This window comes from Rickettsia bellii RML369-C (assembly GCF_000012385.1).
Taxonomy (GTDB): Bacteria; Pseudomonadota; Alphaproteobacteria; order Rickettsiales; family Rickettsiaceae; genus Rickettsia; species Rickettsia bellii.
Genome location: NC_007940.1, coordinates 1413875 through 1440806, shown reverse-complemented (window position 1 = coordinate 1440806; position 26932 = coordinate 1413875). Strand labels below are relative to the sequence as shown.

Below are 26932 nucleotides of genomic sequence, written 5' to 3'. Positions count from 1 at the left end.
ATGATAACCTACAAAGAATTTGAGAATGTTGAGTTACGTTCAGGGACAATTACCAAAATAGAAGAGTTTCCAAGAGCCAAAAAGCCGGCATTTAAAGTTTGGGCAGATTTTGGTGCAGAAATTGGAACTTTGCAAACATCCGCACAAATAACAAAACATTATACCTCTCAAGAATTAATAGGCAAATCCATAGTTGGCTGTGTAAATTTAGGAGAAAAGAATATAGCCGGCTTCTTATCTCAGTTTTTATTAGTAGGATTTCCTGATTCTAATAACGATATATGTTTAGTCACGATTGACCCTAAAGTACCTAACGGTCAAAAATTGTGTTGAAACCTAAAAATATTTTTAGCTCAATCTGTTTCATCAGTATATTCTTATTTATTTTACTTTGGCAGGACCTTAAGATAAATAATGAAGTAGCTGAAGATATAGGAAACTGTTTATACAAAAGTAATTATAAGAATCTTGAGCTTAATTCTAGGGAAGGAGATTTTAACATTTCCTATATCCCGAATGCTCCAAGAAATTGTTTTAATCCATCTTTTCCTATTATTCATATTAAGCTTAAGCAAGAGCATAATGCTTGGCTTCAGATTGTTCGCACTGATTCTTCAGATAAAAAATTACAAAAATTTATAGATACTAATCTAGAATTACATCCTTTTTATACTTTGGAGCAAGATTTCTACGATGCTCCTTTATGGTACTATACACTTTTTTCTAAGCCGTTAACTTATTGGACTGCCCATACTTATGCAGTGAAAATAGATAATCAAAATAAAACTATAAAAATTATTGGGGGAATTAAATGGGGATTTAGGTTAGCTTATTTTCCTATTAAACCTCAAATGATTCTACCCTCTAGCCTTGATACCAACGATTGGCAGGTAGATGTAGAAGTTTTTAAACAAGCGTTAGTTGGGTATAAAATAGATTAAATTCGTCTTATTTTTCAAGGACCGTTTAATGAAGAAATAAAGATAGGTACTATATATTTATAGGTATAATATGCAAGAGTTAGACCTAGAGCCGTACCAATAACTATAATACGAAATTTTGCAGGGCTAAAAATTAAAGCGACAATTCCAAGAACGATCGCTATTTTTACTATATCTGATGTCGTATAAGCTCTATTATTTATGGCATAAACATTAAAACTTATACTTAAAATCGTTAGTATAAATAATAAATTTTTAAACATATTATACCTCAATAGGACCGGTAGTTAAGCCGTTTATAAACTGCTTTAAGTAAGGATTATTACTATTACGCATTTCATCTTTGCTACCATACCACTTAATTTTTCCTTGATAAATCATTGCTATTTCTTTAGCTATTTTTTCAGCACTAATCATATCATGAGTTATAGTAATTGTAGTTGCTCCTAGCTCTTCTTGGATCTTTATAATCAGCTCATTAATAACATTAGCCATTATAGGATCAAGCCCAGTTGTTGGCTCATCAAGAAATAAAATTGATGGAGTGCTACAAATTGCTCGTGCAAGTGCTACTCTTTTTTGCATGCCTCCTGATAATTCTGATGGATATAGATCAAGAATTCTAGGTGATAAGCCTACTGAATCAAGTTTCGCTCCAGCAAGATCGTTCTTCTCTTTTTTAGATAATTTGTTAGTATCAAAAGTAATATTATCACGTACATTTAAAGAATCAAAAAGAGCTCCGCCTTGGAATAAAAATCCGATATCTTTCATAATCTCAAATCTTTTTTTGCTTGAGATATTTTGAATTTCTGCACCATCAATAAAGATTTGACCTTGATCAGGTTTAATTAACCCTACTATATTTTTAATTAGGACCGACTTACCACTGCCTGAACCGCCTAAAATAACTAAAGAACTACCTTTTTTTACATCTAAATCTATTCCATCTAATACTTTATGACCCTTGAAAGATTTATATAATGACCGAATTTTAATTTTTATTTCTTCTACACTCATATCTTTTTATACTTTAAAAAATAATTCGGTTATTAAGTAGTTACTAATTAGGATTAAAATGGAAGAATTTACTACCGCAGAAGTAGTAGCTCGTCCAACACCTTTAGCTCCTTTACCTGAATAATAACCACTATAGCAGCTTATTATAGAAATAATAAAGCCGAAAACGCCAGCTTTAACAAGACCAGATATTACGTCTATTGGCTCTAAATATTGAAAAGTGCTAGTTAGATAAGTGCTACTGTTGAAGTCAAGCTTATACACGCCAACTAAATAACCTCCCATAACCCCGATTACATCGCCGATTAAAACTAGACAAGGCATAGTAATAATAGCTGCAATTACTTTTGGGAAAACAAGATATTTAATAGAATCTGTAGAGAGAGTATATAAAGCATCTACTTGTTCGGTAACTCTCATAGTACCTATTTCCGCTGCAATTGATGCTCCTACTCTTCCTGCTACCATTAACCCCGCAAGCACTGGTCCGAGTTCCCTAGTTAAGGATAACACCACTACAGTTGCGATAGAACTTTCGGCAGAAAAGCGAGAAAATCCTGTATAACTCTGTAATGCCAATACTGCACCTGAGAAAAAGGTAGTCATGGCGACAACAGGCAAAGAATAAAAGCCGATAAATAATAATTGTTTGATAATTAAACTAAAATATAAAGGTGGTCTTATAATGCTAGTAATGGCAGCTAAGCTAAATATAGAAAATTTGCCGATACTTTGTGCTAGTCTTATGGTACGTTTACCAATAGAATTAGCTATATTTAATAACATCTGTATTATTCTTTTTATATTTTAAATTATTAAAGTTGTTTTGCTGTCATCCTAGGGCATTGTCCGCATGGATTGAAAAGCACCCTTGTGTCGTCTAGTTGCTTGTACCTGAGGCATCCAGAAATAATAAAAAATACTAATTTTATTAGTATTTTTAACTGGATCCCGTGAATAAATCACGGGATGACAGGGGAAAATGATCCACGCAGGCAATATCCCATAGACAAGCAACTAGATGACAACAAGGTTATAATATTATCAAGTATAAATTCTCTTATATCTATTACCAAGGCTAGTTAATATCTCATATCCTATAGTACCTATAATATCTGCTATTTTATCAGGAGTGCAATTATTTCCAATAATTTCTACTTCTTGTCCTAGAAAAATATCTGAGGGTGGTAGATCGGTAACATCAATATTGACTAAATCCATTGATATTCGTCCTATTATTGGGACGTTGCGACTATTAATAAATACGGTACCTTGATTACTAAAATTACGACTAAACCCATCAGCATAGCCAAAAGGCAGAGTTGCAATTAAGCTATCACGCTTGGTTGTAAAAGTCATATTATAGCCGATACGACTCCCATATGTCAAATTTTGTAAGTGAATTATAGGTGCTTTTAAGGTTACAGGGTTTTGCATCGGATTCGGTTTGTTACTGCCTAAAGGATTTAAACCATATAAAGCAGCACCAGGTCTTACTAAATTAAAATGATAATCTTTCCCTAAAAATATACCGCCGGAGTTAGCAAGACTTGCTTTAGCATTTGGGAAATATTCTAAATAAGCTTTAAATTTGTTTAGTTGTTCTAAATTATAAGGGTTATCGCTATCCTCAGAAGCTGATAAGTGGCTTATGATATATTCCACATTCAACCCTTTTAACAAATCACGATTATTAATTAGCTGTTCTATCTCATTATGGTTTAGCCCAAGGCGATTAATGCCAGTATTAAAATGCAGGTAGCAAGGTAGTAATTGATTTTTTAGATTACTAAATTTTTGCCAAATCTTAATTTGGTTTAAATTATTTAAAACAGGTATTAAATTATATTCTATAAGTTCTAAAGCATCATGTTCAAATACGCCGTTAAGAATAAGAATATTTACTTCATCACCTATAGCTTTACGCAAACTAATTCCCTCATTACTTGAAGCAACAAAGAAATATCGGCAATTTTCTTCTAGCAAGGTTTTAGAAATTTCTATTGCACCGAGTCCATAAGAGTTGGCTTTAACTGCCGCCCCTACTAATAGATTTTTTGCATAACTTGCTCCTAAAGGTAATTTGGGCGTCGAGCCTAGACTCGCATCCTCACGTACTAAAGTGTACGCTGCGGTGCGAGGTGAAGTGTTTCCTGCAAATTCCTCTTTATTAGCTACGTTATGCAAAAAATCTACCGAGTTTTCACAAATATTTTTCAACAAACGATAATTAGCTTTTATAGCTGACAAATTTATTTCAAGAGTGCATAAACTCATATTATATTTTTTAACTCTTTTACTAAGATAGGCAATATATAGGTATTATATGAAATTTAGAAGATAAGTCATCTGTTTCTATAGTATCAGTAACAAAAATACGATCCAATAATGCGATATCATAATTTTTTGAAAGTACAGCATGCGTAATAAAAGCATTTACCGATAAAGCTCCATGCTGCTTTAAAAAATTAGCAGCTTTATAAATAGTTTCACCACTATCGATAATATCATCAATTAATATACAATTTTTGCCCTCAACATTCCCTGTTATTTCTACCATATTGCAGCTATTATTAACATCTCTTTCTTTGGTTATATAGGCTAAATCTACGTTTAACAAGTTTCCAATGGATTCTACCTTATTAATGTTTCCTTTATCAGGGGCAACTATAATACAATTTTTATAATTTTGCAAAAATGGTAAATATAATTCGATAGGTTTGAGATTAGAAACCGGAATATTAAAAAATCTTTCTATTTTATCAGAATGCAAATCAATGGTAATTAAGTGAGTTACTCCTAATTTTTCTAGAAAATTAGCTATTAATTGTGCTGGCATAGCAGCTTGATTTGATGTTTTATCTTGCCTTGCATAACCAAAATAAGGCATTACTAAAATTATTTTATTTGCTCCTACTTTTTTTGCAGTATCTATAAGTAAAAATAGCTCAATTAAACGATCATTAATAGGTTTTGAAGTGGATTGTACTATGATGATATCTTCATTATGTAGTGGTTCTTGAATTTCTAATTTTATTTCTGAGTCACTAAAATAAGTGATTTTAGGTTCAATATATTTGATATTTAATGTTATAGCTAAACGAGTTGCAAGTAGCTTATTACTACTGCCGGCTATTATTTTCATGTTAAGTTAGTTATATTATTAAATAATCTGCTATTCGGTTAGAAATATTGAATATAAAAGACGAAAAGCGGTTTCCACCTTTTATATTCAGATTTTAAATAAATAGCTAATATTATTATGAGATAGCTTCTATATGATAGCCAGGATCGGCATTACCTATTTCTACTACTCCGCCATTTTCGTGAACTTTATACGTTAAATAATTATAATGCCCACTATTTACCGGTAGAACATATAATTCATTATGATAAGCAATTAGTGCAGGATAACTAGGATTATGACAAACTACAGGTTGGTTAGGTATAGCTAATTTTACTAATTTACCGCTTATATCATAGTTAACTTGAAGATAAGCAGTATCATCTGCACGTATTTTTTCACCATTAGGACAATTTAGCTCAAATTTTTCCCCTGGTAGTATGGTACTCGGAATAGTAAATGATTTATATTTTGTTACCTCAACAATTTTGTTACCATTAAATCTATATTTCAGCATAGTATTTATAGTATCTTCTTGTATTTCGCCATAATATTTATTTTGTTTATTAATAAGAGGTCTAATCTTATGGTCTTCAGTATTAACAGTATTAGGTTTAATAATAACTTTGGTTTTATCTCCTGCGTCTGTCACAACCTCTTCTGTTGTGCTAGTAGTTAATTTATAAGCACTTGTCAATAGCTCCTAGCTGATCTACTCTTTTTAATTCCTTTTCCAATCCATTCTTTTACTTTTTCTCTTTTGGAAAATGTAGGGCTTTCTTGAGATCCAGTAAGTGTAGGACTATATTCAGGAGCTTTTTCTATAATATTTCCTTGGTTATCGGTATTTACAATTTCTACTTCTCCTTTATGTAATTTACGAGCATTTATTACCGTTTTACCTGCTATCTTTCCTCCTTCCACAGCCATTTTTCCGCCTGCTATAGCAGCTTTTCCAGCGAATTTTGCTCCTTGATATGCTGCATAACATCCAATTACTATTAATGTCCCAAGTAGTTCTCCATCATTACTAGAAGAATTGCCGCCATTTCTTCTTTGTTTTTCATATTCTTGTTGTCTGTATGCTTCAGCATGAATAATTTTTCCTTGTTCCCACATTTCATCACTATTCATAAAATGCTCTCCTTTAAAATGATAAATTACTTGTAATTCAAGTAAGGCTATTTAATCATTTTACAATCAAAAGTCAAATATTATTTTTAGAAATTCTACTTTTGTTATATTTTATGGGAAAAATTTTGTAATTATTTGAAGATATTCATCAAGTATTTTCTGGTTTCTTTCAACAAATTTTAGTGAATTTTCTTGATAGTTTTTTAATTCTCTAGAATTATTAGGATCAAGCAAATATTCCAGCATATTTAATAACTCTTCACCGCTTTTGATTTGAATAGCTGCTTTACTTTGCAACACGCCTTTAGCAATATCAGTGTTTTTACTCATATCAGGACCAAAGATAATACAATTAGAGAAATGTGCCGCCTCTAAAATATTATGCCCGCCTTGTTTGAAAGAGCCGCCAATAAATGAAATTGATGCTATAGAGAAAAATAACCCCATTTCACCGAACCTATCAACTATATAAAGATCATCGGTTAAAACAGGTAAGTCATTCTGTGATTTAGCAGTAGCTGATAAATCTTGTGCTATGCAGTTATCTAGAATTGATTTAATACGCTCAGGATGCCTAGGAATTAAGATAATATAGCAATCTATAACTTGTTTTTTCAAGTTTTTTATAATAGGTAAAATAATTTCCTCATCTTCCGGATGAGTGCTAGCAAATAGGATAACTTGCTTGTTTTTTAGATGTTCACTTAGCTTTATAAGTTCTTCTTGATTAACTGGAAGCTTTTCATTAGCAAATTTGATATTTCCTAAATTAGTTGTGTTTGATATTCCAAGCTCATTAAATTTCTGTAAATCACGCTCACTTTGCACAATAACTTCGCTAAAATTTTTAACAATGAGCTGAAAAAAGCCTTTTCTTTTCTTCCAAGATTCAAAGGATTTATCAGACATGCGGGCATTCACAAGCAATAAGTTACACTGCTTTGCTGCTTCATTAATAGTACCTGGCCATAATTCTGATTCTATAAAAATACCTAAATCAGGCTTCCAATTATTTAGAAAAATTTTGGTAAAAATAATATTATCTATCGGAAGCAATTGGTGAGTAGCTATTTTAGGTAATTTAGTACTTAATATTTTAGCAGAAGATTGTGTCCAAGAAGTGACTAAAAAACGGACTTCAGGAAAATGTTTGCTTATATTATCAACTAAATTTAAAGCAATCATAGATTCGCCGACGCTAGCCGCATGAATCCAAATTAAAAATCTATTATCTTGTCTGTGTTTACCGATAGCAAAACGCTCCTTAACACGCCTTATATCTTCTTTGCCTATTAATAGGCGAATGAAAATTATAACAAAATAAATAGGTAATAACAAAAAACTTAAAAAGTAATATAAACGCATCATTTTATTAAGTTCTCAGTTAAATTAACTAAATATTTTTCAAGATTCATATGATTTTGTACTTTATTGTCGGTCAGCTCTAAAGGTGACCCTATTATTACTTTAATCGTACCAAATGGCAAAGGGATTATCAACTTATCCCAGCTTTTTAACCTAAAACATCTAGAAGTAGTACTGACTACCGGAATTAATTTTTTATTGTATTTATAAGCAATTTCAGTAATTCCGCTATTTACTCTATATACAGGACCTTTAGGACCATCAGGCGTAATTATTACATTTGCACCTTGAGAAAGCTTTTCGATAATATTCCGCAATGCCCCAAGTGGATTTTTATTGCTAGAACCGACTATAACTTTGCAGCCAAATTTATCGACTAAATCATTTAATATCTTGCCATCTAAATGTGGGGATATTAATGCGTAGACATCTGGCATTCCTTTAAACATAGCAGGACTTAATGCAAGCATATTATGCCAAAATGCAAAAATTACGCCTTGCTCATTTAAAAACTTTTCCTTATTGCCATCGTCATAGAATATAAATTTCTGCTTTGAAGTAAAATAAACAAAACGCAAATACCAATATAGTAAAATAGTAATTAAACTAAGGACAAATTTATTACGTTTTAAAAATTTTTTAAAAGCTTTACGCATTGATTACCTATATGTGTCATCCCGTGCAAGTGAATTGGTGTCATCCCGTGGCTTGACCACGGGATCCAGCAATATAAAATACAAATAAAAAAGCTCGATTTTATCTCGCTTTATACTGGATCCCGTGGTCAAGCCACGGGATGACATGAAACAAGTTTGTATTATAATGAACCACAAGCCCGCTCCATACGCAAACAAGCCTCTTCCAGCTCTTCCATAGAAGTAGCATAGGAAATCCTGAAATATCCTTCTAAGCCAAAAGCAATACCAGGGACTACAGCGACTTTTGCTTCTTCAAGTAAATATTCACCGAAATCATTACTATTATTAATTACTTTTCCTGATTTAGTTTTAGCTCCAAAAATCTTATCACATTTAATAAATAAGTAAAAAGCCCCCTCAGGTTTATAGCATTCAAAATATTTCACTCTTTGTAGAATCGATAAAGCAAGATCACGTTTTTTCTCAAAATTTAAAGCATTTTGTGCAATATAGCCTTGCACGCCATTTAGTGCCTCAACGGCTGCTACTTGGCTTATTGAACACGGGTTTGAAGTACTTTGTGACTGAATAATAGTCATAGCTTTAATTAAAGCTTTCGAACCTGCACCATAACCTATACGCCAACCTGTCATAGAATATGCTTTGGATACGCCATTAACAGTAAATATCCGATCTTTTAAATCAGGTGCTATTTCTGCTAAAGTATAAAATTTAAAACCATCAAAAGTAATATGCTCATAAATATCATCAGACATGACGTTTACATACGGATGCTTTCTTAGAACTTCAGCAATATTTTTTAACTCTGAATGGCTATAGCTTGCACCTGTTGGATTACTAGGTGAATTAATAATAAGCCATTTAGTTTTAGGCGTAATTAACTGCTCTAAAGCCTCACCGCTTAGTTTAAAGTTACTTTCAATACCGCAATTTGCAAAAACCGGAGTACCTTCAGCAAGTAAAACCATATCGGGATAGGACACCCAATAAGGAGCAGGAATAATAACCTCATCCCCTTTATTTAAAGATGCCATAAATAAATTATATATAACTTGCTTGCCGCCGGTGCTAACTATTATTTCCTCAAGATCATAATCTATATTATTTTCTCGTTTAAATTTAGCTTGTATTGCTTCTTTTAAAGCTGGTATCCCCTCAACGTTTGTATATTTAGTAAACCCATCTTTAATGGCTTTGATGGCTGCTTCTTTGATATTATCAGGCGTATCAAAATCAGGCTCACCTGCCCCAAGTGCAATAATATCAATACCCGCTCTTTTAAGCTCGAGCGTTTTCCTAACTACTGCAAGCGTCGGAGATGGTTTTATAGCATTTAATTGCGTAGAAATAATTGACATAACGTTAGTCCGTATTGATGAAAATGATAATATAGTAAGTTTTAAATTCTGTGAAGAAAATCTTAATCATCTAAATCAACTTCAATAAATTCGCCTTTTTCTGCTTGCTTAATAGATTCTTGTATCCACTTAGCATTTACTGAATTAGACAGTAAATATAGTGTTTCTTTTGTAGATTCATCATCTTCATCAGTAATTGATTTCATAATATAACCATTATTTTATTTTAAAATTTATAAAGATATGCTTTATTATATTAGATAATATTTAATTTAAAAATAGCTATGCTTAGTAAAATAAAGGATAAAATCAAACATTTTTGCTTAACGATAATAAATATACCAAATTTTATTAAAAACAAAATTCTAGAATTTAAAAAATATTTAAATGATTGTAAATATAAAATGAATCATTTAAGTGAAACCAATTATGAGCTTGGACTTGAACATTTATATAGAGGTAATTTAAACGATGCATTACTTAGATTTAAATTAGTCGATAACTTTTTTAGTCCTAATGATTCTAGAGTATATTACCAATTAGGTTGGACTTATTTTTTAAAAAATGACTATCCAAAAGCCATAAAATATTTGGAAAAATCAAATGAAAAATATAAAGCAATTTTTATAAATTTTTTGAAAAATTATAAAAATGCTACCGAAATACCTGTGGAAATTTGGGGAAAATACAGGGACTTAACTGCAAAAAATTATCCAAGTATTTTTAACAATGATAAAAATATTCATTTGCCTTATAGATTTGTGAATGAGAGCTTGAAGCAGATAACTGACCTGCCAGATGATTATTCTATCCTAGAGCTTGGTAGTAATATAGGACTTGTCGGATACGAATTAGAAAAGCGTTTTCCGGAGAGCTTTACTTTAACAGCTGTAGAAATTTCTAATTTAATGAATGATATTCAAGAAGAATATTATGCTAACCTTAAAATTTACGATCAGATATATAACATTTCCATAAATGAGTTTCTGAAACAAAATTCAAATAAATTTGATATTATCTTAAGTTTTTGCGGATTAACTTTTACTAAAGATCTTTCTGCATATTTCAATGCAATATATTCATCGCTTAATCAAGGTGGGTATTTTTCTCTTTGTTTACCTACTAATTTGGATACGCATTTCTCAGTAAAACGTAAAGAATTTATTTTTAATTTAAGTGAAATAAATAATATTTTACAAAAAAATAATTTCGTTATATTAACTTCTGAAGAAATAATACTAGCGGAAAATAATAAATACGGTATTATTATTTGTAAGAAAACTGAAAATAAATCATGAGAATACTAATTATACTTTCGATTATCCTATGTTCATTATTCACGAAAGCCGATCTTGAATATGTAGATGATGACATATACAACTATAATGGTAGCAGTAATATTAATGGTTGCCGAGAAGTTTACGATCCATACGAAAAATTTAACCGTAAAATTTTTGCTTTTAACTCAGTATTAGATTATATATTCTTACGTCCTTTAGCTGTTGGGTATAAAAACCTTACAAATGATTATATGAAAGCAAGGGTTAATAGTTTTGTTGGTAATATTGATATGCCACTTACTGCTGTAAATTATGGGTTGCAGCTTAATTACGATAAGACTATGAAAAGCGTATGGCGGTTTATCATTAACACAACGCTTGGTATAGGTGGTTTATTTGACGTAGCAGGTAAAGTAGGGCTGTCATCAGATCGCCAGACTTTTGGTAATACTCTTGCACATTATGGAGTAGGTCCAGGTCCTTATTTGGTGTTACCGATAATAGGTAGTACTAATGCAAGGGATATGACTGACCCAATATTTACTAATTATGCACTTAATCCTTTAATGTATTATACCCATAAAGATTTTGAATTAAGTGTTTTAGCGGTGAGTAAAATAAATGATAGATATAATGTATTATCATTTAGTGATTATGTTATGAAGAATTCGTTAGACCCTTATGCTACTATCAGATCGGCATTACACCAAGCTCGTGAAGCATCTGTTCAATATCCTAAAAACTTTAAATGTCCTAAACCTAAAAACGTAAATTCTAATTAAAAGAGGTTCTTATGCAAAAAATTATTACTAGCTTATTTTTATTGATTTTTACATTTTCTTCTTATGCAGACGATAATGCCCCCGCAGGTTTAAATGATTATGTTACTAACTTAGTAAATGAAGCTTCTACTACTTTAAATAATCCTAACCTATCTCAAGATGCAAAAGTTGCCAAAGCACGTGAACTAATGCATAATAATCTAGATTTTGACTGGATGGCTAGGTATACATTAGGACGTAACGGAGTACAAACTTTATCTAAGGAACAAATTGCAAAGTTTACAGAAGTTTATTCTAAATATGTTACTAAAGCTTATACTGATCTAATAAAAGATTACAAAGGTGAAAAACCTCAAGTAACAGGAGTGCATGTTCTAAGCCCAAAAGATTCTATGGTTAGCATGAATATTAATAATAAAGGACAGGATATTAAAGTAGAATATTTAGTGCGTAAAATGGAAAATGGAAAATTCAAAGTTTCCGACGTTATTACAGAAGGTGTAAGTTTTATTGGTGCTCAACAACAAGATTTTACTTCGACTCTAAAAGATCAAGGTTTTGATGCTTTAGTGCAAAGCCTACAAAGCCGTTCATAAAAATTTGTCTATGCGTTCTTGCATAGATCAGTTTTTCCCTTGTCACCCTGAGGAGGCATTGTTGCGTGGATCGAAAAGCACGTACGGTGTCATCAACTATGTTTTAAATTAAAAAGAAGAGATTTTAATTTAGCATTAGCGATGACAATAATTTTACGCATTAAAGCGGTAAGAGCGACCATTTTCTTTTTACCATTGTTAATGAGTCGCTCATAAAAGAGTCTTAAACCAGAAGTCTTGCTATTACGGGCTGACATAGCAGCAAGGAATAGTATAGCTTGACTCCTGCTCTACACCATGTCCTACCTTTCTATATCCTTGATATTTACCACTATCATTAGCTTTTGGAGCAAGCCCTGCAAGAGAAGCAATCTGCCGTCTTGTTAACTTCCCTAACTCCGGTAATAATATTAATAACTCAAAAGCAACTATATTACCAATGCCATTTATCTCTTTCAATATCTCATGCTTTGCTTTTAACAGCTGATCTGATGATATAATCACTTCTACCTGATTAGTAATCTCTGTAATTTGATTACTTAAAACATCTATCATATTTATACAGCTATTTTTAACAAACTTATCTGTATTTGCTTGTTGTAATCTATTCTTTTCGGCAACTAACATTTGCTTTAAATCATTCCGTCTTTGTACTAACCGAAATAATTGTATATTTTGTTTTGATTCAGGCTTAAATACTTCAAGCTTATCTGCTCGCTCCTTACCATATAATCCTAATGCTTTAGCATCTAACTTATCTGTTTTTGCACTATTACCATATGATCTGATAAAATTCTTTACCTTTCTTGCATCTGCTCTATGTACTACATAACCTCTTTCACATAAGCTATACAATAACTCTAGTTCATAAATCACGGTATGACAGGGGGAGAATGATCCATGCGGGCAATGCCACCACGGGGTGACAATAATAACAATAATAGTTAATATGACAAAAAACGATTTTATAAGTTATAAAGGTTATTTTGGGTCAGTGCATTTTAATGCTTCGGAAGAAATATTTTTTGGTAAAATAGAATTTATAAGAGATTTAGTAAGTTACGAAGCCTCAGATGCTAAAACTTTAATAAAATCATTTCATGAAGCCGTGGATAGTTATCTAGAAGATTGTAATATATTAGGTAAAGCTCCGGATAAACCGTTTAAAGGCAGTTTTAATGTTAGAATTGATCCTGAGTTACATAAAGAAGTAAGTTTATATGCTATGCAGCATGGTGATAGTTTAAACGGAATAGTTAAAAAAGCTTTAAACGAATATATAAAATGTTAGTTGCTTACAAAAATATGATAAATAATGCATAATTTAACAAATTTATTAAAACAATATAATACTAGCTCAGGATATAAAAAGGCAGAAAAAGAGAACTATACAATGTGGCTTAACAAAGAAATTCAAGTAGGCTTAGATCAAGCAGCTCAGGGTAAATTAGTTTCTTGGGAAAAAGTTCGACAGGATATTAAGCAGTTTTATTTGGAGCAAAAAATACCTAAATAATAATCCAGTTCTTGATTGACTTTTTGGCGTTTATATATAGAATCTTAAACGAAATAGCTCATGCTATTTTGGGGCGTAAGAACCTCTTAATCAACGTGGTATTATATCAACCATAGAATGGTATAATCTCGACTTTATTATGGTCGGGGTTATAATAGTCATGTCCAAGGTTTAAACCCAAAAACTATTATGACTGTCGTTGATGGTTTTCTTACTTCCCCGACCACCAAAGGTTGTATTCTTTGGTGGTTCAAACTTTTTAAGTTTAACTATATGGGAAAATAATATGCCTGATACTAAAAAAATAATAATCTTTCTTACCCCTCTTTCAAACTCCAAAAATCGTAAACGCCGCAAAGAACTTATTACTAATTACTGCAAACAGTATAATTTTACTATACTAAAAATAATAGAAAAAAATACATTTGAATATTCTATTTTACGAGATTTAGTTAATCAAACAAAAGATGCATCTACAACCATTACAGCATTAGTTGAGGATAAATTGTTAAATAATCCAAATAGTATTATTCTGACAACAGTACTTGGTACTTTATATCTGCTTGGTTTAATCGATACACAAATATATAAAAAATCTTACCAAGAGATAAAATTGTATAATGGTATAATTATAAAAAATGATTTTTTAAGTATTGCGGCTTTTAGTTTATACTATACTTTAGAATCCTATAAAGATAAAAATAATTTCTCATTTTCTTAAAGTAGGTTTATACTTCTAGTATATAACAACATTAAGGGTATATATGACCAGTGAAAATAATAATACAGAATTTGCCGAATTAAAGATTAGAGATAAGATATTCAAATTACCCATACTGAAAGCAAGTATTGGGCAGGATGTAATTGATATTAGTAAAGTATATTCTGAAGCGGATTGCTTTACTTACGATCCGGGTTTTATGTCTACTGCTTCGTGTAGATCAACTATAACTTATATAGATGGTGATCAAGGAATTTTGCGGCATCGTGGTTATGATATAAAAGATTTAGCCGAAAAAAGCGACTTTTTAGAGGTGGCATATTTATTGATTTATGGGGAATTACCAAATAATAAGCAGTATAATGATTTTACTAAAAAGGTTGCTCATCATGCGTTAGTTAATGAAAGATTACATTATTTATTCCAAACGTTTTGTAGCTCTTCGCATCCTATGGCTATTATGCTTGCGGCGGTTGGTTCTCTTTCTGCATTTTATCCTGATTTGCTGAATTTTTTTAAAGAAGCGGATTATGAACTTACAGCTATTAGAATGATAGCTAAAATACCAACTATTGCTGCAATGTCTTATAAATATTCTATAGGTCAGCCTTTTGTTTATCCCGATAATTCTTTAGATTTTACTGAAAATTTCTTGCATATGATGTTTGCCACACCTTGTGAAAAATATAAAGTAAATCCAGTAATAAAAAATGCCTTAAACAAGATATTTATTTTACATGCTGATCATGAGCAAAATGCTTCTACTTCAACAGTCAGAATTGCCGGCTCTTCAGGAGCTAACCCTTTTGCTTGCGTCAGTACTGGTATTGCATCGCTTTGGGGTCCTGCTCATGGCGGGGCTAATGAAGCAGTGATAAATATGCTGAAAGAAATAGGCAGTGTAGAGAATATACCTAAATATATAGCGAAAGCTAAAGATAAAAATGATAATTTTAGGCTAATGGGCTTTGGTCATCGTGTATATAAAAACTATGATCCGCGTGCGGCAGTGCTTAAAGAGACCTGCAAGGAGGTGTTAAAAGAATTAGGGCAGCTAGATAACAACCCATTACTACAAATAGCGATAGAGCTTGAAGCTATCGCTCTTAAAGATGAGTATTTTATTGAGAGAAAATTATATCCAAACGTTGATTTTTATTCGGGTATTATTTATAAAGCGATGGGTATACCCCCGCAGATGTTCACAGTGCTTTTTGCCACAGCAAGAACAGTAGGCTGGATGGCACAATGGAAAGAGATGCATGAAGACCCAGAGCAAAAAATCAGCAGACCAAGGCAGCTTTATACTGGTCAAGTTCATAGAGAATATAAGACTATTAAAGAGAGATAAATTTTGATATAATGCGTTTTTTAAGTGATATTGCCCATGTCCAATGTCATTCCTGCTTTCGCAGGAATGACATATAAGTGCGTGTAGCAACAACGTTACAACAAAGGTTATATGAATTTTATTGATGAAGTTAAGATATACATAAAAGGTGGGAATGGTGGCAATGGTTGCGTTAGTTTCCACCGTGAAAAATTTATTGATCGAGGTGGTCCTGATGGTGGTGACGGCGGACGTGGCGGTAGCATTATTTTTAGAAGCAATCACCATCTTAATACGCTAGTAAATTATAGATATAAGCAGCATTTTATCGCAGATAGTGGTGAAAATGGTAAAGGCTCAAATAAAAGCGGTAAATCGGGAAAATCTCTAACCCTTGATGTGCCAATCGGTACACAAATTTTTGCAGAAGATAGCGATATATTACTGCATGATTTTACCGAAGATGATCAGACTTTTGAAATAATTAAAGGCGGAAATGGCGGTCTTGGTAATAGTCATTTCAAAACATCAGTCAATCAAGCACCAAGACGTAGAACAGAGGGCGAAATTGCTGAAGAAATGTGGGTTCAGCTAAGCCTAAAGCTGCTTTCCGATGTTGGACTTGTGGGGCTTCCTAATGCCGGTAAATCTACCTTTTTATCGGTAGTATCGGCAGCTAAACCTAAAATCGCCGATTATCCTTTCACTACTTTAGTGCCAAATCTTGGAGTAGTGTATATTGATGATGAAGAGTTTGTTATAGCCGATATTCCAGGCTTAATAGAGGGAGCTAGTCAAGGGCATGGCTTGGGTGATAAATTCCTAAAGCATATTGAAAGATGTAACGTGCTGATTCACTTAATAGACGGCAGTAGCGAAGACGTTGTTGCTGATTATAATATAGTACGTACGGAACTTGAATCTTATTCAGATTATTTAAAAGATAAAACCCAAATTATTTGCCTTAATAAAATCGATGTTTTGACTGATGAGGAAATAGCAGAAAAAACAACTCAATTGCAAAAAATCACCGGTAAAGAAATTTTCCCAATCTCTACCTATACCAATACCGGTATCACAAAAATAATCAAACTAGCCCTTCAGACTATTAAGGATTAGTACGCCAATGTCATTCCTGCGAAAGCAGGAATCCAGCATTTTAGTTCCCAAGCCATGGGATGACAACAAACTTTCCTAGCAATGACATCCTTTTAATTCTTGTTGTAAATTTACTTATTTATGAAAATTTTTTAAGTAGTGTTAATATTTATTTATTCAACTTACAGATCAAAGATGATTTTATTTGTAATGATAAATATTTTAGAGTTAATATTATGTATAAATTGATGACTAGTTTTATTGGAAGTCCTAAGCAAGAGCATAAAACAGAAATAGAGAAAACAGTAAATAATATAGACGAATTTCCAGAATATTTTAATGATTTATTTAACAAAGAAAATAACGGAGATGCCACAGCTAAGTCCAAAATAGAAAATATTAATATTGGAAAAATACTAACCCCTAAATCAGAATCTCATAACCCTCCGACAAATAAAGAAGTTTTTGCTTATTTATTTAATAATTTCCGTAATAAGTTCAATGAAAAACTAGAAAAGCCAAATGGTACTATTGAAAAATTTATTCCTGCTAAATCTTTTGAGTTTAGTTATAACTTTTCAAAAAAAGAAGATAGAGAATTTTTAGCAGATTGTTTAAGAAATGATATAACTATTGAAAAAATATTGTAATTTTGATGATGTAGATGCGAGATATTTTGCAAATATTTTCTGGTATAATGATAAGATAAGGCATTTTTCTTTAGCAGATAATGAAAAAATAACTGCGTTTGGAATCAAAACTTTATTAAATATAAAAGAATATAATAAGGTATTACAAGAATTATTAGTTTATCTTCCAGGTCAATATGAAAACCCCATGGATTTTCATTATACAGAAAATGCTACAGATAAAATTGAGATAAAAATTAGTAGCAGCAAGGAGATAAATATTTTTGATAAAGAAGCTATAAATGCTTATCTAAAAAAATTACAAGAAGAAAATTTAGACTATACTATTGAAAATAAAAATTTACGAGTTAATACAACACGTTCTGCGTTAGAAGAGAAAAAATATAAGGATGCAGGAATACTTTTTAGGCTTATTACGGAAAGTTATAATGAAATTATCGGGAGAGGAAATTTAGATAAAGTATTGATGTTATTTGGACTAGAAGAAATGGGAAAAACAGTAATTGGGTGTCAATTAAGCGATTCTACAAATGCAGAAAAATTTACAGTAACAGAATTAAATAAATTAAAACCTGTAGATTCTGAACATAATAAAAAGATAAGGCATAGCCAAATCATTGACAATAATCCAAATAATCAAAGCAATCAAAACAACCCAGTTAACCCAGATAATACAAATAAAGAAGATGATTATAAGCGTGTTAACAATTTTTTAAATAAAGATTTAGGAATAAATATTATGGAATGCTCTGGCATACATGGCGGGGCGATAGATCAAGTACAAGAAATTTTAGACCTATATGCTTATTGGCAAATAATTAAATTGGCAGCAAAAATTAAATTTGGAATAATTATCATAGATAACAATTGGAAACCAATAATTACTAATACTATAAAAAAATTTATCAAGTTTTTTAAAAATGAAACTAATGAATTAACTAAAGAAGTTCAAGAAAATCTCAAGGATGCATTATTTTATATAGTAAATTTTGCAACTGAGTGTGGGACAGAAGAAAGAAAAAATAACAAAATTACAGGAATAAAAAAATATTTAGAAGATCTTATAAAAAGTTCAAAAGATGCAGAGAAACTTGTAATATCACAGTTAATTAAGTCTGTTCATTTATTCAAAAAAGCAAACTTTGAAGAGGTATTTTCCGAGTCACTGAATCTTAAGGATTTATTAAAAACAGATAAATGGTGGGGGTTAAAAGAAGTATATATAAGTCCTATTTCATATAAAGAAAATATAATAGAGTTACCAGAAGTTTTAGCTAAAATGATCAAATACAATATTGAGGTAGTGGGTAAAATTATCATAAAGTTTTTTGAAGCTAATAAAGAATTTATAGAGGATCCTATTTATTCGTTTTTTAGTCTTAATCTACAACAAGAATTAGCTTCAGAAATGTTTTCCAAGCATTATGATTTGCTAGAAAGGTATTTACCAAGAAAAATATTGCCAGAAGCAATAAGCCCTATAGAAGTAGTTAATAAAAAAACTTTTTCAGCATTACAAGAAATAAAAGAATTGAAAGATGTTTATACTAACAACATTGATGAGCATTTTAAAATGATTCCTGCATTTCTGGAAATTATAAGGAAGTTTTATAATATAAAAGGGACTGCTACTGATGAAAAACAAGACCTTTTTCAAGAAAAATTAGGAAATTATGTATGTTTTATAAAGCAGCAATTGGAAGCTCTATCATTCTGCAAAAAACTCTTCCCTCACTCCGCAACATTTGAACCACTTAAAAAAGCTGTTGATATTGCAGGAAAAATTTTAATTGAGGAAGATTTATTAAGTAAGGCTATTATAGATATAAAATTAGAACCTTATAAAGCTACCAATAATACAGGGAATAATCAACAGCAATTTGATTATTATAAAGAAGTACTAAGTTGGCTTAATGATTTTAGTGCAGGAAAATTTTCAAAAATAGAACAATATAGTGCTAATTTTACTGCTAATGAAATGAAAGCTAAATCGCATTATTTTTTAGGTATGTTATATGAAAATAATATTAGTCTTGTTGGTAGTATTAAGGTTGATGATAAATATTTAGGCATATCATATAAAAATAATAATTGGCTTGCTGCAAACGAAAAAAAGCTATATTCGCTTTTAGCAGTTAGAGAATATATCGAAGCTTTAAAAATAGAACTAAAAGAATATTGTGAAAATACAAAAGCTGAAAAAGATTATAGTTTTATGTATGGTTCTGGGGAGTGTAAAACTACTTTTTCTGTTATTTGTTCAAAGATAGGTAATTTACTTTTAAACTTAGGTAAATCTTACGATAGCACAAATCAAAGTGAGCACTCCATTCCTTTAATTTTGAGAGCCATGAAATACTTTATGATAAGCGTAAATTTGAGGTATATTGAAGCATGCGACACAATTCTTACAGGAATTTTCGATAAACAACCAAGAGATATAAAGGATAATTTGCAAAAACAACTATGTAAATCCTTAGGAAAATATTTATTAAAATTAGGTTTATTCAGAAAAGCAGAGTATAAATTTCAAGAAGCCCAGGGGCTCACTAACGATAGTAAAGAGCAAATAGAACTAGAAGTAAAAATTAATGAAATTAGAGGAATGGGGTCAAATCTTTCTTTCCTTAAAGCTAAACGTGAGAAAGGTGAGTTCGAAGATCTTAGTATATTTAAAGAGAAAGCCTTAGGAAAGTTAGTAAAAACTAAAAAGTTGCTTAATAATATTACTAAGATACCTCAAGAAACGCAATATAAAGATCTGTATGATGAAATTGATCCACCACAACCACAAGCAGTGATTCAGCCAGAGCCACAACCGCAGCAGTCACAAGCACCAGTGCCATCAGCACCGAATCCACCAGTAAATGAGAATGTACCACCACTTAATCCAAACGAAGTTGGGGCTTTAGGAGAGAATAACGAAATACAGAGTAATATAGCTTGAAAAATACCCTTTGTGTTATGCCGTGGGGACATATTGCCAGCGTGGATCAGTTTTCCAGTTGTCATCTAGCTCACTTGTAGCGGGATCCAGTTAAAAATACTAATAATATATTTTAGCTATATTCTTTTACGTATAAATAAATATAACCCTATTGATAAAATAAAGAATATATTCAAGTAGCAAGCAGTAATAAAAGCTAAATTTTTTGAAGCAAAGTTTTGTAATGTAAAGTGAGCAGAAGTAGCTATTAATACTGATAAAGCAGCAAATAATATCGGCATGAAAGTTGTTTTTTTACTATAAGGATATTTTAAGAAAACTGCCAATGCTAAAAATGGTAATACAAAATTATATAAAGGCCAAATGATTCGTTGGTGGGCTTCGGCAATTAATTTAATTTTTTTCATGGGATTTAAATCAACAGGAGGTTCAAGCAATTCTTCAATATAATATTCGTTTGCTTCCTTATTATGTGTTGTTCTTTGTGAGATTAATGGATTATCATTTTGTAGCTTTATCATCAATGAATCAAAAGTTAGCTGCGTTATATTCCCATTTATGTCATATTCTTGTCTACTACCCTTACTAAGCTCAAAAATAGGATCATTCTCATGTATATTAAGTATGCCGGAATTTGCAAATACTACGGATGGGTTATCAGTATTGCGGTTATCAAATATGATTACGCCTTTCATAACATTCCCTGTAGATTTTTTATCTATATAAACAGTAATATCTTTTGTTATTTTGTTAAAAGTCTTTTCCTCAATCATACTTGATATATAGTTATTCTTTATAAAGCTTAAACGTGATTTTAAATTTATATGGGATAAAGGCATGACAGTGGAAGATATATAATAAGCAAGTAATGCGACTATCAATGCAACATATAAAGCAGGTAGGGCTAGCTGTAAGTTACCTACCCCTGAAGTTTGTAATATAATTAATTGCCTCTCAATTTTTAGGTTATTATAAATATAAATTATTGTAATAACTGTTATGATAGGTAATAAAATAAATAGTAAGGTAGGTAGGACTAAAATTATTAAACTCAAGAAATCCATAACTTTTATACCTTTGTCAAATAAATATAAAAGCTTTAATACTTGAGTAATCCATACCAAGCTAGTCATTGAAAAAGTAATGACTATAAGCAGAGGTAGGATATTTTTTATAAAATATTTTCGATATAGTAACATATATACTTATTTTATTTGAAAATTGGTTTTGGTGTTATCCCTTGGTTTTTATGTCATTCTTAGCAACGGCGGGAATCCAGCATAAAGTGAGATAATATCGAGCTTTTTATTTGTATTTTTTATTACTGGATTTAGTTAGCAAGCCACGGAATGACAGAGCACCCACCCATCTTATTATATTATTTTTAAAAATTCGGTAAATTAGCTTACCAATTAATATTGTTATAAGTCCGGTGATAATACCATAAATTATGTCGCTTGGATAGTGCATAGCAAGACTAATGCGAGATAGAGACACTAATATAATAACACAAATCATTAATATTTTAATTGGTAATTTTACATAATTCCAAATAAAATACGTTAATAAAACGCTAAGTGCTGCGTGACTACTTGGAAAACTCGATAAGCATCTTTCACTTGCAGTATTTAATATAGTGATAAAACTTCCCTCAGGTAGGCTACAATAAGGGCGTGGTAAATTAACAGTAAATTTAAGAGCAGTAAAAACCAAACCAGATACGCCATATACTATCCCGATTTCAACTAATTTATTATAACTATGCCAAAATTTATTTTGTCGCTCATTATCGTTTTTGATTTTCTTTAGTTGAATATAAAGATATATACAGTATAAAATATATATTATGGCAAAATTAGCGATATTAAAACAAAAAGAAAATATTCTTAAAAAATAGGCAAACAGCCCGATATTAGTAATTTTATTTAAGAATAAAAATATTTCTTGGTTTAAACCGCAAAAATTATAAAAAACTTCAAACATTATTTTATTAGTTTATGTTACAGGTGACAATACTGGGCTGCGGAGCATCTATAGGCGTACCGGTAATCGGATGCGGTTGCTCTATATGTTTATCAGATTCAAAGTACAATAAAAGAACTAGATCAGCAATATATATCAACGATGAAAATAGTCAAATATTAGTTGATTTTGGCTTTGATATCAAACATCAGCTAATAAGAGAAAAGGTAAATAAACTTGATTGTGCGGTATTAACCCATTATCATTCCGATCATGTTAATGGAATTGATGATTTACGAATATTTTCTTTTATGGAAAAAAAGGCATTAGAAATCTATACAGACGAGAATACAGCAGTAAATTTACATAAAAGTTTCGACTATTTATTTGGTTATAATTCATTTATGCAAGGTCCAGTTCTTGAAACTAAAAATATTGGTTTTTTTGATAAAATTAAGATTAACACAATTGAAATACAATTTTTTAGGCAAAATCATGGTCCTATCGATAGTTTAGGTTTGCGGATAGGTGATTTTGTTTATTCGCCTGATGTTATTAATTTTCCGCCTGAGTCAGAAAAATTTTTGCAGAATATAAAAATATGGATTTTAGATTGTATGGATTATACTTCAAATAAAAACCATGCAGGGCTTGATAAAGTGTTAGAGTGGCGAGAGAAATATAAACCAGAGCAAATATTATTGACAAATATGCGTCATACTATAGATTATCACGAAATTATAAAAATACTTCCAGATAATGTTAAACCGCTTTATGATGGCTATAGGTTTATAGTGTAATATATGATTATTTTAGAAAAAGTTTGTAAGCGTTACGGCAAAAATTACGGCATTAAAAATATAGATTTAAGTTTTACCGCTAAAGAAACCACGGTAATAATTGGTCCATCAGGGGGTGGTAAGACTACTTTACTACGTGTTTTAAATAATTTAGAAGAGCCAACTAGCGGAACTTTGCTTGTAGACGGCAAAAAGCTGCTGCCAAAAGATAGAAGAAAATTGCGGCTAAAGGTCGGGATGGTTTTTCAGAATTTTAACCTCTTTCCGCATTTAACTGTAGGTAATAATCTGATCTATACACCAGTGAATGTTTTAAAAATTCCAAAAGATGAAGCTATATTAAAAGCAAAGGAATTGCTTGAGAAGTTTAAGCTAAGCCAGAAGTTTGACTCATATCCGGCAAATCTATCAGGTGGGCAGAAGCAGCGTATCGCAATAGCAAGGGCCTTAATGATGAAACCAGAAATTTTATTATTTGATGAACCGACCTCAGCGTTAGATCCTGAAAATATTAAGGATGTGATCGAGAATATTAATTTATTAAAAGAACAAATGAGTATGGTAGTAGTAACCCATCACTTAAAATTTGCAAAACTGATAGCTGATTGTATTATTTTTATGGATCAAGGACAGATTTTAGCAAATCAGCCAGTCCAAGAGTTTTTTAGCAAACCAGCTTCTCATAGGGCTAGGTTGTTTTTAGAGAATATCGGGGATTTTCTATAAAGAAGTGCATTTCTGCACCTTTTTATAGAAAAGAATAAATTAAAAAGTATCAAAAATAAAAGGCGGCTTCCACTTTTGATATTAATTGTTATACTTTCAATATGGACAGAAAATACATAAACTTATATTTATAATTTGCGGTACTATATTTGTAACCGGCTTAGCATATAAATATATAAATCAGCACTATCCAAAGTTTTTTAAAGAGCCGCAAAATATAGGAAGCTTTTGTGCATCGTTATTAATATTATTTAGTGTAATTTATAGCACTATGAGTCAAAATGAAATACGTAAATTTTGCCTGCAACTAGCAGCTTGGGCAGCAATTTTTTTAGTTATAATCATCGGCTATGCTTTTAGATTTGAGCTAAATTATGCTTATCAAAGAGTAGCATCAGTACTAATTCCATCATATAACTGGTCTACGGAAGCTGGCGAAATAATAATAGCTCGCAGCGGAGACGGACATTTTTATATTGATGCTGTTGTGAATAACGTTAAAATAAGCTTTATGGTTGATACTGGGGCAAGTGATGTAGCTTTAACCAAAGAAGATGCTCAAAAATTAGGATTCGATCTAACTCAGCTAAAATATACTAGAACTTATTTAACTGCTAATGGTGAGAATAAAGCCGCTCCTATAAAATTAGATAGTGTAATAATAGGAAAAGAATTTAAGGATGTTAGTGGACATATCGGACTTGGGGATCTGGATGTTTCTCTTCTTGGTATGTCAGTACTTGAACGCTTTAAAGGCTTTAAAATTGACAAGGATCTACTAATTTTGAATTACTAGAATAAAGCTTATTTAAAGCCTATAGTCCTCAGACTAATGGAATATGTGAACGATCCCACAAAACTATGCAGGAAAAATTTTATCATATTTTATTCCACCTTATAAGAATTACAAATTGATATAGATAATTGGCATTGAACATGAGAATATTAGTAACTGGAGCTAACGGCTTTATTGGATCATATATTACTGCTGCATTATTAAAAAGTAATTATGAAGTAGTATGTGCCGTTAGGGATATTGAATCTACTAGAAAAAAATTTCCTACTGCAGAAATTATACATTGTGATTTTAATACAGCTCTTAGCCCTCAGGATAAATAAATTAGAGAAAATAGATATAGTTATTAATGCCTCAGGTGTATTAACGTCTAGTCATGCTAATAATATTGAAAATGTTCATATCAACGGTCCAAAAGCTCTATTTAAGGCTTGCACTATTACTAACGTAAAAAGAATTATTCATATTTCAGCTCTTGGAATAGATGATGAAGAAAACACTTCTTATGCTTTAACCAAAAAAGTAACAGAAAGATATTTACAAAAATTAGAAAATATAGATTGGGTAGTTTTACAACCTTCTCTCATTTATGCGAGCGGTTGCTATGGCGGTACATCATTATTTAGGGCTTTTAGCAACATTACCGTATTTTATTCCTCTGATAGGTGACGGTTTACAACAATTTCAACCTATCCATATTGAAGATCTAGCGAAAGTAATCATTCATTGTGTAGAAAGAAAAGGAAAAATTTGTAGATTATTAAAAATAGTTGGACCTGACATAGTTACTATGAAAGACATCTTGATTGGATTTAGAAGATGGCTTGGGGTCGAACCTGCAAGACTGATAAAAATTCCTTTAATATTCATTAAAATAGCCTCTAAGTTAGGGGATTTTTTCAAAATAGGACCTATTAATTCTACGTCGTATAATATGTTACTTCAACCTAATATTGCCAATAAAAATGATTTTATTGATTTTACTTCTATAATTCCTAGAAACTTGCAGCAAGGTCTTACAACAGAACCTTTAACCGTACAATCTATATAGCATGCTAGGCTTTATTTTCTAAAACCTATAATAAAAATTGCCTTAGGGTTATTTTGGATAATGACAGGAATTATTTCAAGTATTTTTGCTTATGATGCTAGCAAGCAAATTATAATATCACTGGGTTTTAATAAGCAAATAGCACCTTACATATTATATGGAAGCTGCTTTATGGATATTATTCTGGGAATTTTACTAATTATTAAGAATAAAATAAGCAGTATATGTAGTTTACAAATTTTACTAATATTATCTTATACTTCACTATTAACGTATCTTAAGCCAATATTATGGTTGGATCCTCTAGGTCCAATACTAAAAAATATTCCGATAATATTACTTACTTTAGTAATAATGGCTATAGAAAGAGATAAATAATGGTATATCTTTTTATAAAAACTATTCATATTATTAGCTCTACTATTTTATTTGGTACTGGCATTGGCACTGCTTTTTTTATGTGGTGGGCAAATAAAACTGGTGACTTGTATGCGAAAGCATATGCAGCTCGGACTATAGTTATTACTGATTTTCTTTTTATTACTCCAACTGTGATAATTCAACCGATTAGCGGCATAATATTAGTAAATATGCTTGGTCATAATTATTCTGAATTATGGCTTTTCTTAACTTATATAGGATATATAATTGCTGGAATTTGTTGGCTTCCAGTGGTATGGATCCAAATTCAGCTAAGAAATATGGCAGTTGAGGCATTAAAACAGCAAGCATCCTTACCAGAGAAATATTATAAATTATTTAAATTATGGTTTTACTTAGGATGGCCAGCATTTATTAGTCTGATTGTTATTTTCTTCTTAATGGTGTTTAAACCATTATAATAAAATGAATTGAATTAGGTGTGATTTATAGGAAATATTTTATTTTTTAAGGGGATAGCGAATACTGCTAATGCTAACCCATTTACGGTATGAGATATGTTCTTAAAAAATTAAAAAATGATTTAGAAATTGCACCTAATTCAATTCATTTTACTATAGTACATTTAAAATTAACAATAAGCTTTATCAAAAGATACTATATTTATCCGTTTTGTTATTTTAATCAAGAGCTTT

The 26932-nt window shown here is 30.9% G+C and carries 35 protein-coding genes and 1 pseudogene; 21 read left to right on the top strand and 15 right to left on the bottom strand.

All coding sequences use genetic code 11. The features are described from left to right. Both RBE_RS06990 and RBE_RS06985 read left to right on the top strand, forming a co-directional pair. Window positions 1-333, top strand: coding sequence for a tRNA-binding protein (locus tag RBE_RS06990; RefSeq protein ID WP_011477994.1), 333 nt, complete (start codon window positions 1-3; stop codon window positions 331-333). Further along, the gene (locus RBE_RS06985; RefSeq protein ID WP_011477993.1) at window positions 327-941 is read left to right on the top strand and encodes a hypothetical protein; all 615 of its coding nucleotides are present in this window, start codon (window positions 327-329) and stop codon (window positions 939-941) included. Before RBE_RS06990 ends, RBE_RS06985 begins: the two co-directional genes overlap by 7 nt. 14 nt (window positions 942-955) lie before the next feature. Here RBE_RS06985 and RBE_RS06980 read toward each other — a convergent pair whose 3' ends face one another. The 11 genes from RBE_RS06980 to RBE_RS08970 form a co-directional block, all read right to left on the bottom strand. Continuing rightward, window positions 956-1204 (bottom strand): DUF5510 family protein, encoded by a 249-nt coding sequence (locus tag RBE_RS06980; protein WP_011477992.1) that lies wholly within the window; start codon window positions 1202-1204, stop codon window positions 956-958. Window position 1205: 1 nt separating this feature from the next. Continuing rightward, window positions 1206-1961: an ABC transporter ATP-binding protein gene (locus RBE_RS06975; RefSeq protein WP_011477991.1), complete on the bottom strand. Its 756-nt coding sequence runs from the start codon at window positions 1959-1961 to the stop codon at window positions 1206-1208. A 6-nt stretch (window positions 1962-1967) separates the two neighbouring features. Then, window positions 1968-2747, bottom strand: a complete 780-nt coding sequence (locus RBE_RS06970; protein WP_011477990.1) for an MlaE family ABC transporter permease — start codon at window positions 2745-2747, stop codon at window positions 1968-1970. Between the two features lie 258 nt (window positions 2748-3005). Next, window positions 3006-4238 carry an alanine racemase gene (locus RBE_RS06965; RefSeq protein ID WP_011477989.1) on the bottom strand — a complete coding sequence of 411 codons (1233 nt, stop codon included), beginning with the start codon at window positions 4236-4238 and terminating at the stop codon, window positions 3006-3008. Between the two features lie 22 nt (window positions 4239-4260). Beyond that, window positions 4261-5106 carry a ribose-phosphate diphosphokinase gene (locus RBE_RS06960; protein WP_011477988.1) on the bottom strand — a complete coding sequence of 282 codons (846 nt, stop codon included), beginning with the start codon at window positions 5104-5106 and terminating at the stop codon, window positions 4261-4263. A gap of 115 nt (window positions 5107-5221) precedes the next feature. Then, a complete protein-coding gene (locus tag RBE_RS06955; protein WP_011477987.1) occupies window positions 5222-5782 on the bottom strand; it encodes a Sca4 family protein in 561 nt (186 codons plus the stop codon). Then, window positions 5779-6219, bottom strand: coding sequence for a hypothetical protein (locus RBE_RS06950; protein ID WP_011477986.1), 441 nt, complete (start codon window positions 6217-6219; stop codon window positions 5779-5781). Before RBE_RS06950 ends, RBE_RS06955 begins: the two co-directional genes overlap by 4 nt. A gap of 111 nt (window positions 6220-6330) precedes the next feature. After that, window positions 6331-7587, bottom strand: a complete 1257-nt coding sequence (gene waaA / locus RBE_RS06945) for a lipid IV(A) 3-deoxy-D-manno-octulosonic acid transferase (RefSeq protein ID WP_011477985.1) — start codon at window positions 7585-7587, stop codon at window positions 6331-6333. Continuing rightward, on the bottom strand, window positions 7584-8240 hold the full coding sequence (locus RBE_RS06940; protein ID WP_011477984.1) for a lysophospholipid acyltransferase family protein: 657 nt from the start codon (window positions 8238-8240) through the stop codon (window positions 7584-7586). The genes waaA and RBE_RS06940 overlap by 4 nt, the downstream gene beginning before the upstream one ends. A gap of 161 nt (window positions 8241-8401) precedes the next feature. Beyond that, window positions 8402-9601, bottom strand: a complete 1200-nt coding sequence (locus RBE_RS06935) for a pyridoxal phosphate-dependent aminotransferase (RefSeq protein WP_011477983.1) — start codon at window positions 9599-9601, stop codon at window positions 8402-8404. A gap of 62 nt (window positions 9602-9663) precedes the next feature. Next, a complete protein-coding gene (locus RBE_RS08970) occupies window positions 9664-9807 on the bottom strand; it encodes a hypothetical protein (protein ID WP_012151558.1) in 144 nt (47 codons plus the stop codon). 78 nt (window positions 9808-9885) lie between these two features. Between RBE_RS08970 and RBE_RS06930 the strand changes: the two genes are divergently transcribed. From RBE_RS06930 to RBE_RS06920, 3 genes are read left to right on the top strand one after another with little or no spacing between them, the layout of a single operon-like run. Then, window positions 9886-10899 (top strand): methyltransferase domain-containing protein, encoded by a 1014-nt coding sequence (locus RBE_RS06930; RefSeq protein ID WP_011477982.1) that lies wholly within the window; start codon window positions 9886-9888, stop codon window positions 10897-10899. Next, window positions 10896-11663 carry an MlaA family lipoprotein gene (locus RBE_RS06925; protein WP_011477981.1) on the top strand — a complete coding sequence of 256 codons (768 nt, stop codon included), beginning with the start codon at window positions 10896-10898 and terminating at the stop codon, window positions 11661-11663. Before RBE_RS06930 ends, RBE_RS06925 begins: the two co-directional genes overlap by 4 nt. 11 nt (window positions 11664-11674) lie before the next feature. Beyond that, entirely contained in the window at window positions 11675-12259 is a 585-nt protein-coding gene (locus RBE_RS06920; RefSeq protein WP_011477980.1) for an MlaC/ttg2D family ABC transporter substrate-binding protein, read from the top strand. 92 nt (window positions 12260-12351) lie between these two features. Here the strand turns inward: RBE_RS06920 and RBE_RS09385 are convergent, their stop codons facing one another. Continuing rightward, window positions 12352-12516, bottom strand: coding sequence for a hypothetical protein (locus RBE_RS09385; RefSeq protein ID WP_011476965.1), 165 nt, complete (start codon window positions 12514-12516; stop codon window positions 12352-12354). After that, window positions 12503-13135, bottom strand: coding sequence for an IS110 family transposase (locus tag RBE_RS06915; protein WP_011477979.1), 633 nt, complete (start codon window positions 13133-13135; stop codon window positions 12503-12505). The genes RBE_RS09385 and RBE_RS06915 overlap by 14 nt, the downstream gene beginning before the upstream one ends. A gap of 73 nt (window positions 13136-13208) precedes the next feature. Between RBE_RS06915 and RBE_RS06910 the strand changes: the two genes are divergently transcribed. The 7 genes from RBE_RS06910 (at window position 13209) to RBE_RS08965 (ending at window position 20521) form a co-directional block, all read left to right on the top strand. Further along, window positions 13209-13550 carry a type II toxin-antitoxin system HicB family antitoxin gene (locus tag RBE_RS06910; RefSeq protein ID WP_011477978.1) on the top strand — a complete coding sequence of 114 codons (342 nt, stop codon included), beginning with the start codon at window positions 13209-13211 and terminating at the stop codon, window positions 13548-13550. 24 nt (window positions 13551-13574) lie between these two features. Continuing rightward, the gene (locus tag RBE_RS06905) at window positions 13575-13775 is read left to right on the top strand and encodes a hypothetical protein (protein ID WP_012151497.1); all 201 of its coding nucleotides are present in this window, start codon (window positions 13575-13577) and stop codon (window positions 13773-13775) included. A gap of 286 nt (window positions 13776-14061) precedes the next feature. Next, a complete protein-coding gene (locus RBE_RS06900; RefSeq protein WP_041804948.1) occupies window positions 14062-14496 on the top strand; it encodes a hypothetical protein in 435 nt (144 codons plus the stop codon). Between the two features lie 43 nt (window positions 14497-14539). After that, window positions 14540-15847, top strand: coding sequence for a citrate synthase (locus RBE_RS06895; protein WP_011477976.1), 1308 nt, complete (start codon window positions 14540-14542; stop codon window positions 15845-15847). Between the two features lie 111 nt (window positions 15848-15958). After that, a complete protein-coding gene (obgE, locus tag RBE_RS06890) occupies window positions 15959-16945 on the top strand; it encodes a GTPase ObgE (RefSeq protein ID WP_011477975.1) in 987 nt (328 codons plus the stop codon). A 59-nt stretch (window positions 16946-17004) separates the two neighbouring features. Continuing rightward, entirely contained in the window at window positions 17005-17574 is a 570-nt protein-coding gene (locus RBE_RS06885; protein ID WP_011477974.1) for a hypothetical protein, read from the top strand. Then, a complete protein-coding gene (locus tag RBE_RS08965; protein WP_187145741.1) occupies window positions 17558-20521 on the top strand; it encodes a hypothetical protein in 2964 nt (987 codons plus the stop codon). The genes RBE_RS06885 and RBE_RS08965 overlap by 17 nt, the downstream gene beginning before the upstream one ends. A 116-nt stretch (window positions 20522-20637) precedes the next feature. Here the strand turns inward: RBE_RS08965 and RBE_RS06870 are convergent, their stop codons facing one another. Both RBE_RS06870 and RBE_RS06865 read right to left on the bottom strand, forming a co-directional pair. Next, the gene (locus RBE_RS06870) at window positions 20638-21720 is read right to left on the bottom strand and encodes an LptF/LptG family permease (protein WP_011477972.1); all 1083 of its coding nucleotides are present in this window, start codon (window positions 21718-21720) and stop codon (window positions 20638-20640) included. A 106-nt stretch (window positions 21721-21826) separates the two neighbouring features. Further along, window positions 21827-22504: a phosphatase PAP2 family protein gene (locus tag RBE_RS06865; protein ID WP_011477971.1), complete on the bottom strand. Its 678-nt coding sequence runs from the start codon at window positions 22502-22504 to the stop codon at window positions 21827-21829. A 14-nt stretch (window positions 22505-22518) separates the two neighbouring features. Here RBE_RS06865 and RBE_RS06860 point away from each other — a divergent pair, with 14 nt between their 5' ends. From RBE_RS06860 to RBE_RS06825, 9 genes and pseudogenes are all read left to right on the top strand, one after another. Next, a complete protein-coding gene (locus RBE_RS06860; RefSeq protein ID WP_011477970.1) occupies window positions 22519-23283 on the top strand; it encodes an MBL fold metallo-hydrolase in 765 nt (254 codons plus the stop codon). 3 nt (window positions 23284-23286) lie between these two features. Continuing rightward, entirely contained in the window at window positions 23287-24009 is a 723-nt protein-coding gene (locus tag RBE_RS06855) for an amino acid ABC transporter ATP-binding protein (protein ID WP_011477969.1), read from the top strand. An 85-nt stretch (window positions 24010-24094) separates the two neighbouring features. After that, window positions 24095-24805 (top strand): TIGR02281 family clan AA aspartic protease, encoded by a 711-nt coding sequence (locus RBE_RS06850; RefSeq protein ID WP_011477968.1) that lies wholly within the window; start codon window positions 24095-24097, stop codon window positions 24803-24805. Window positions 24806-24819: 14 nt separating this feature from the next. After that, window positions 24820-24937: pseudogene (locus tag RBE_RS09380) on the top strand (IS481 family transposase); the annotation flags it as partial. 8 nt (window positions 24938-24945) lie between these two features. Further along, complete coding sequence (locus RBE_RS09375) at window positions 24946-25128, top strand: NAD-dependent epimerase/dehydratase family protein (protein WP_228368740.1); 183 nt, start codon at window positions 24946-24948, stop codon at window positions 25126-25128. Beyond that, window positions 25091-25474 (top strand): NAD(P)H-binding protein, encoded by a 384-nt coding sequence (locus RBE_RS08735; RefSeq protein ID WP_041804731.1) that lies wholly within the window; start codon window positions 25091-25093, stop codon window positions 25472-25474. The genes RBE_RS09375 and RBE_RS08735 overlap by 38 nt, the downstream gene beginning before the upstream one ends. After that, complete coding sequence (locus RBE_RS09370) at window positions 25410-25856, top strand: hypothetical protein (protein ID WP_228368739.1); 447 nt, start codon at window positions 25410-25412, stop codon at window positions 25854-25856. The genes RBE_RS08735 and RBE_RS09370 overlap by 65 nt, the downstream gene beginning before the upstream one ends. Window positions 25857-25916: 60 nt before the next feature. Further along, complete coding sequence (locus RBE_RS06830; protein ID WP_011477965.1) at window positions 25917-26234, top strand: DoxX-like family protein; 318 nt, start codon at window positions 25917-25919, stop codon at window positions 26232-26234. Further along, window positions 26234-26698, top strand: coding sequence for a DUF2269 family protein (locus RBE_RS06825; RefSeq protein WP_011477964.1), 465 nt, complete (start codon window positions 26234-26236; stop codon window positions 26696-26698). The genes RBE_RS06830 and RBE_RS06825 overlap by 1 nt, the downstream gene beginning before the upstream one ends. Window positions 26699-26932: the final 234 nt, after the last annotated feature.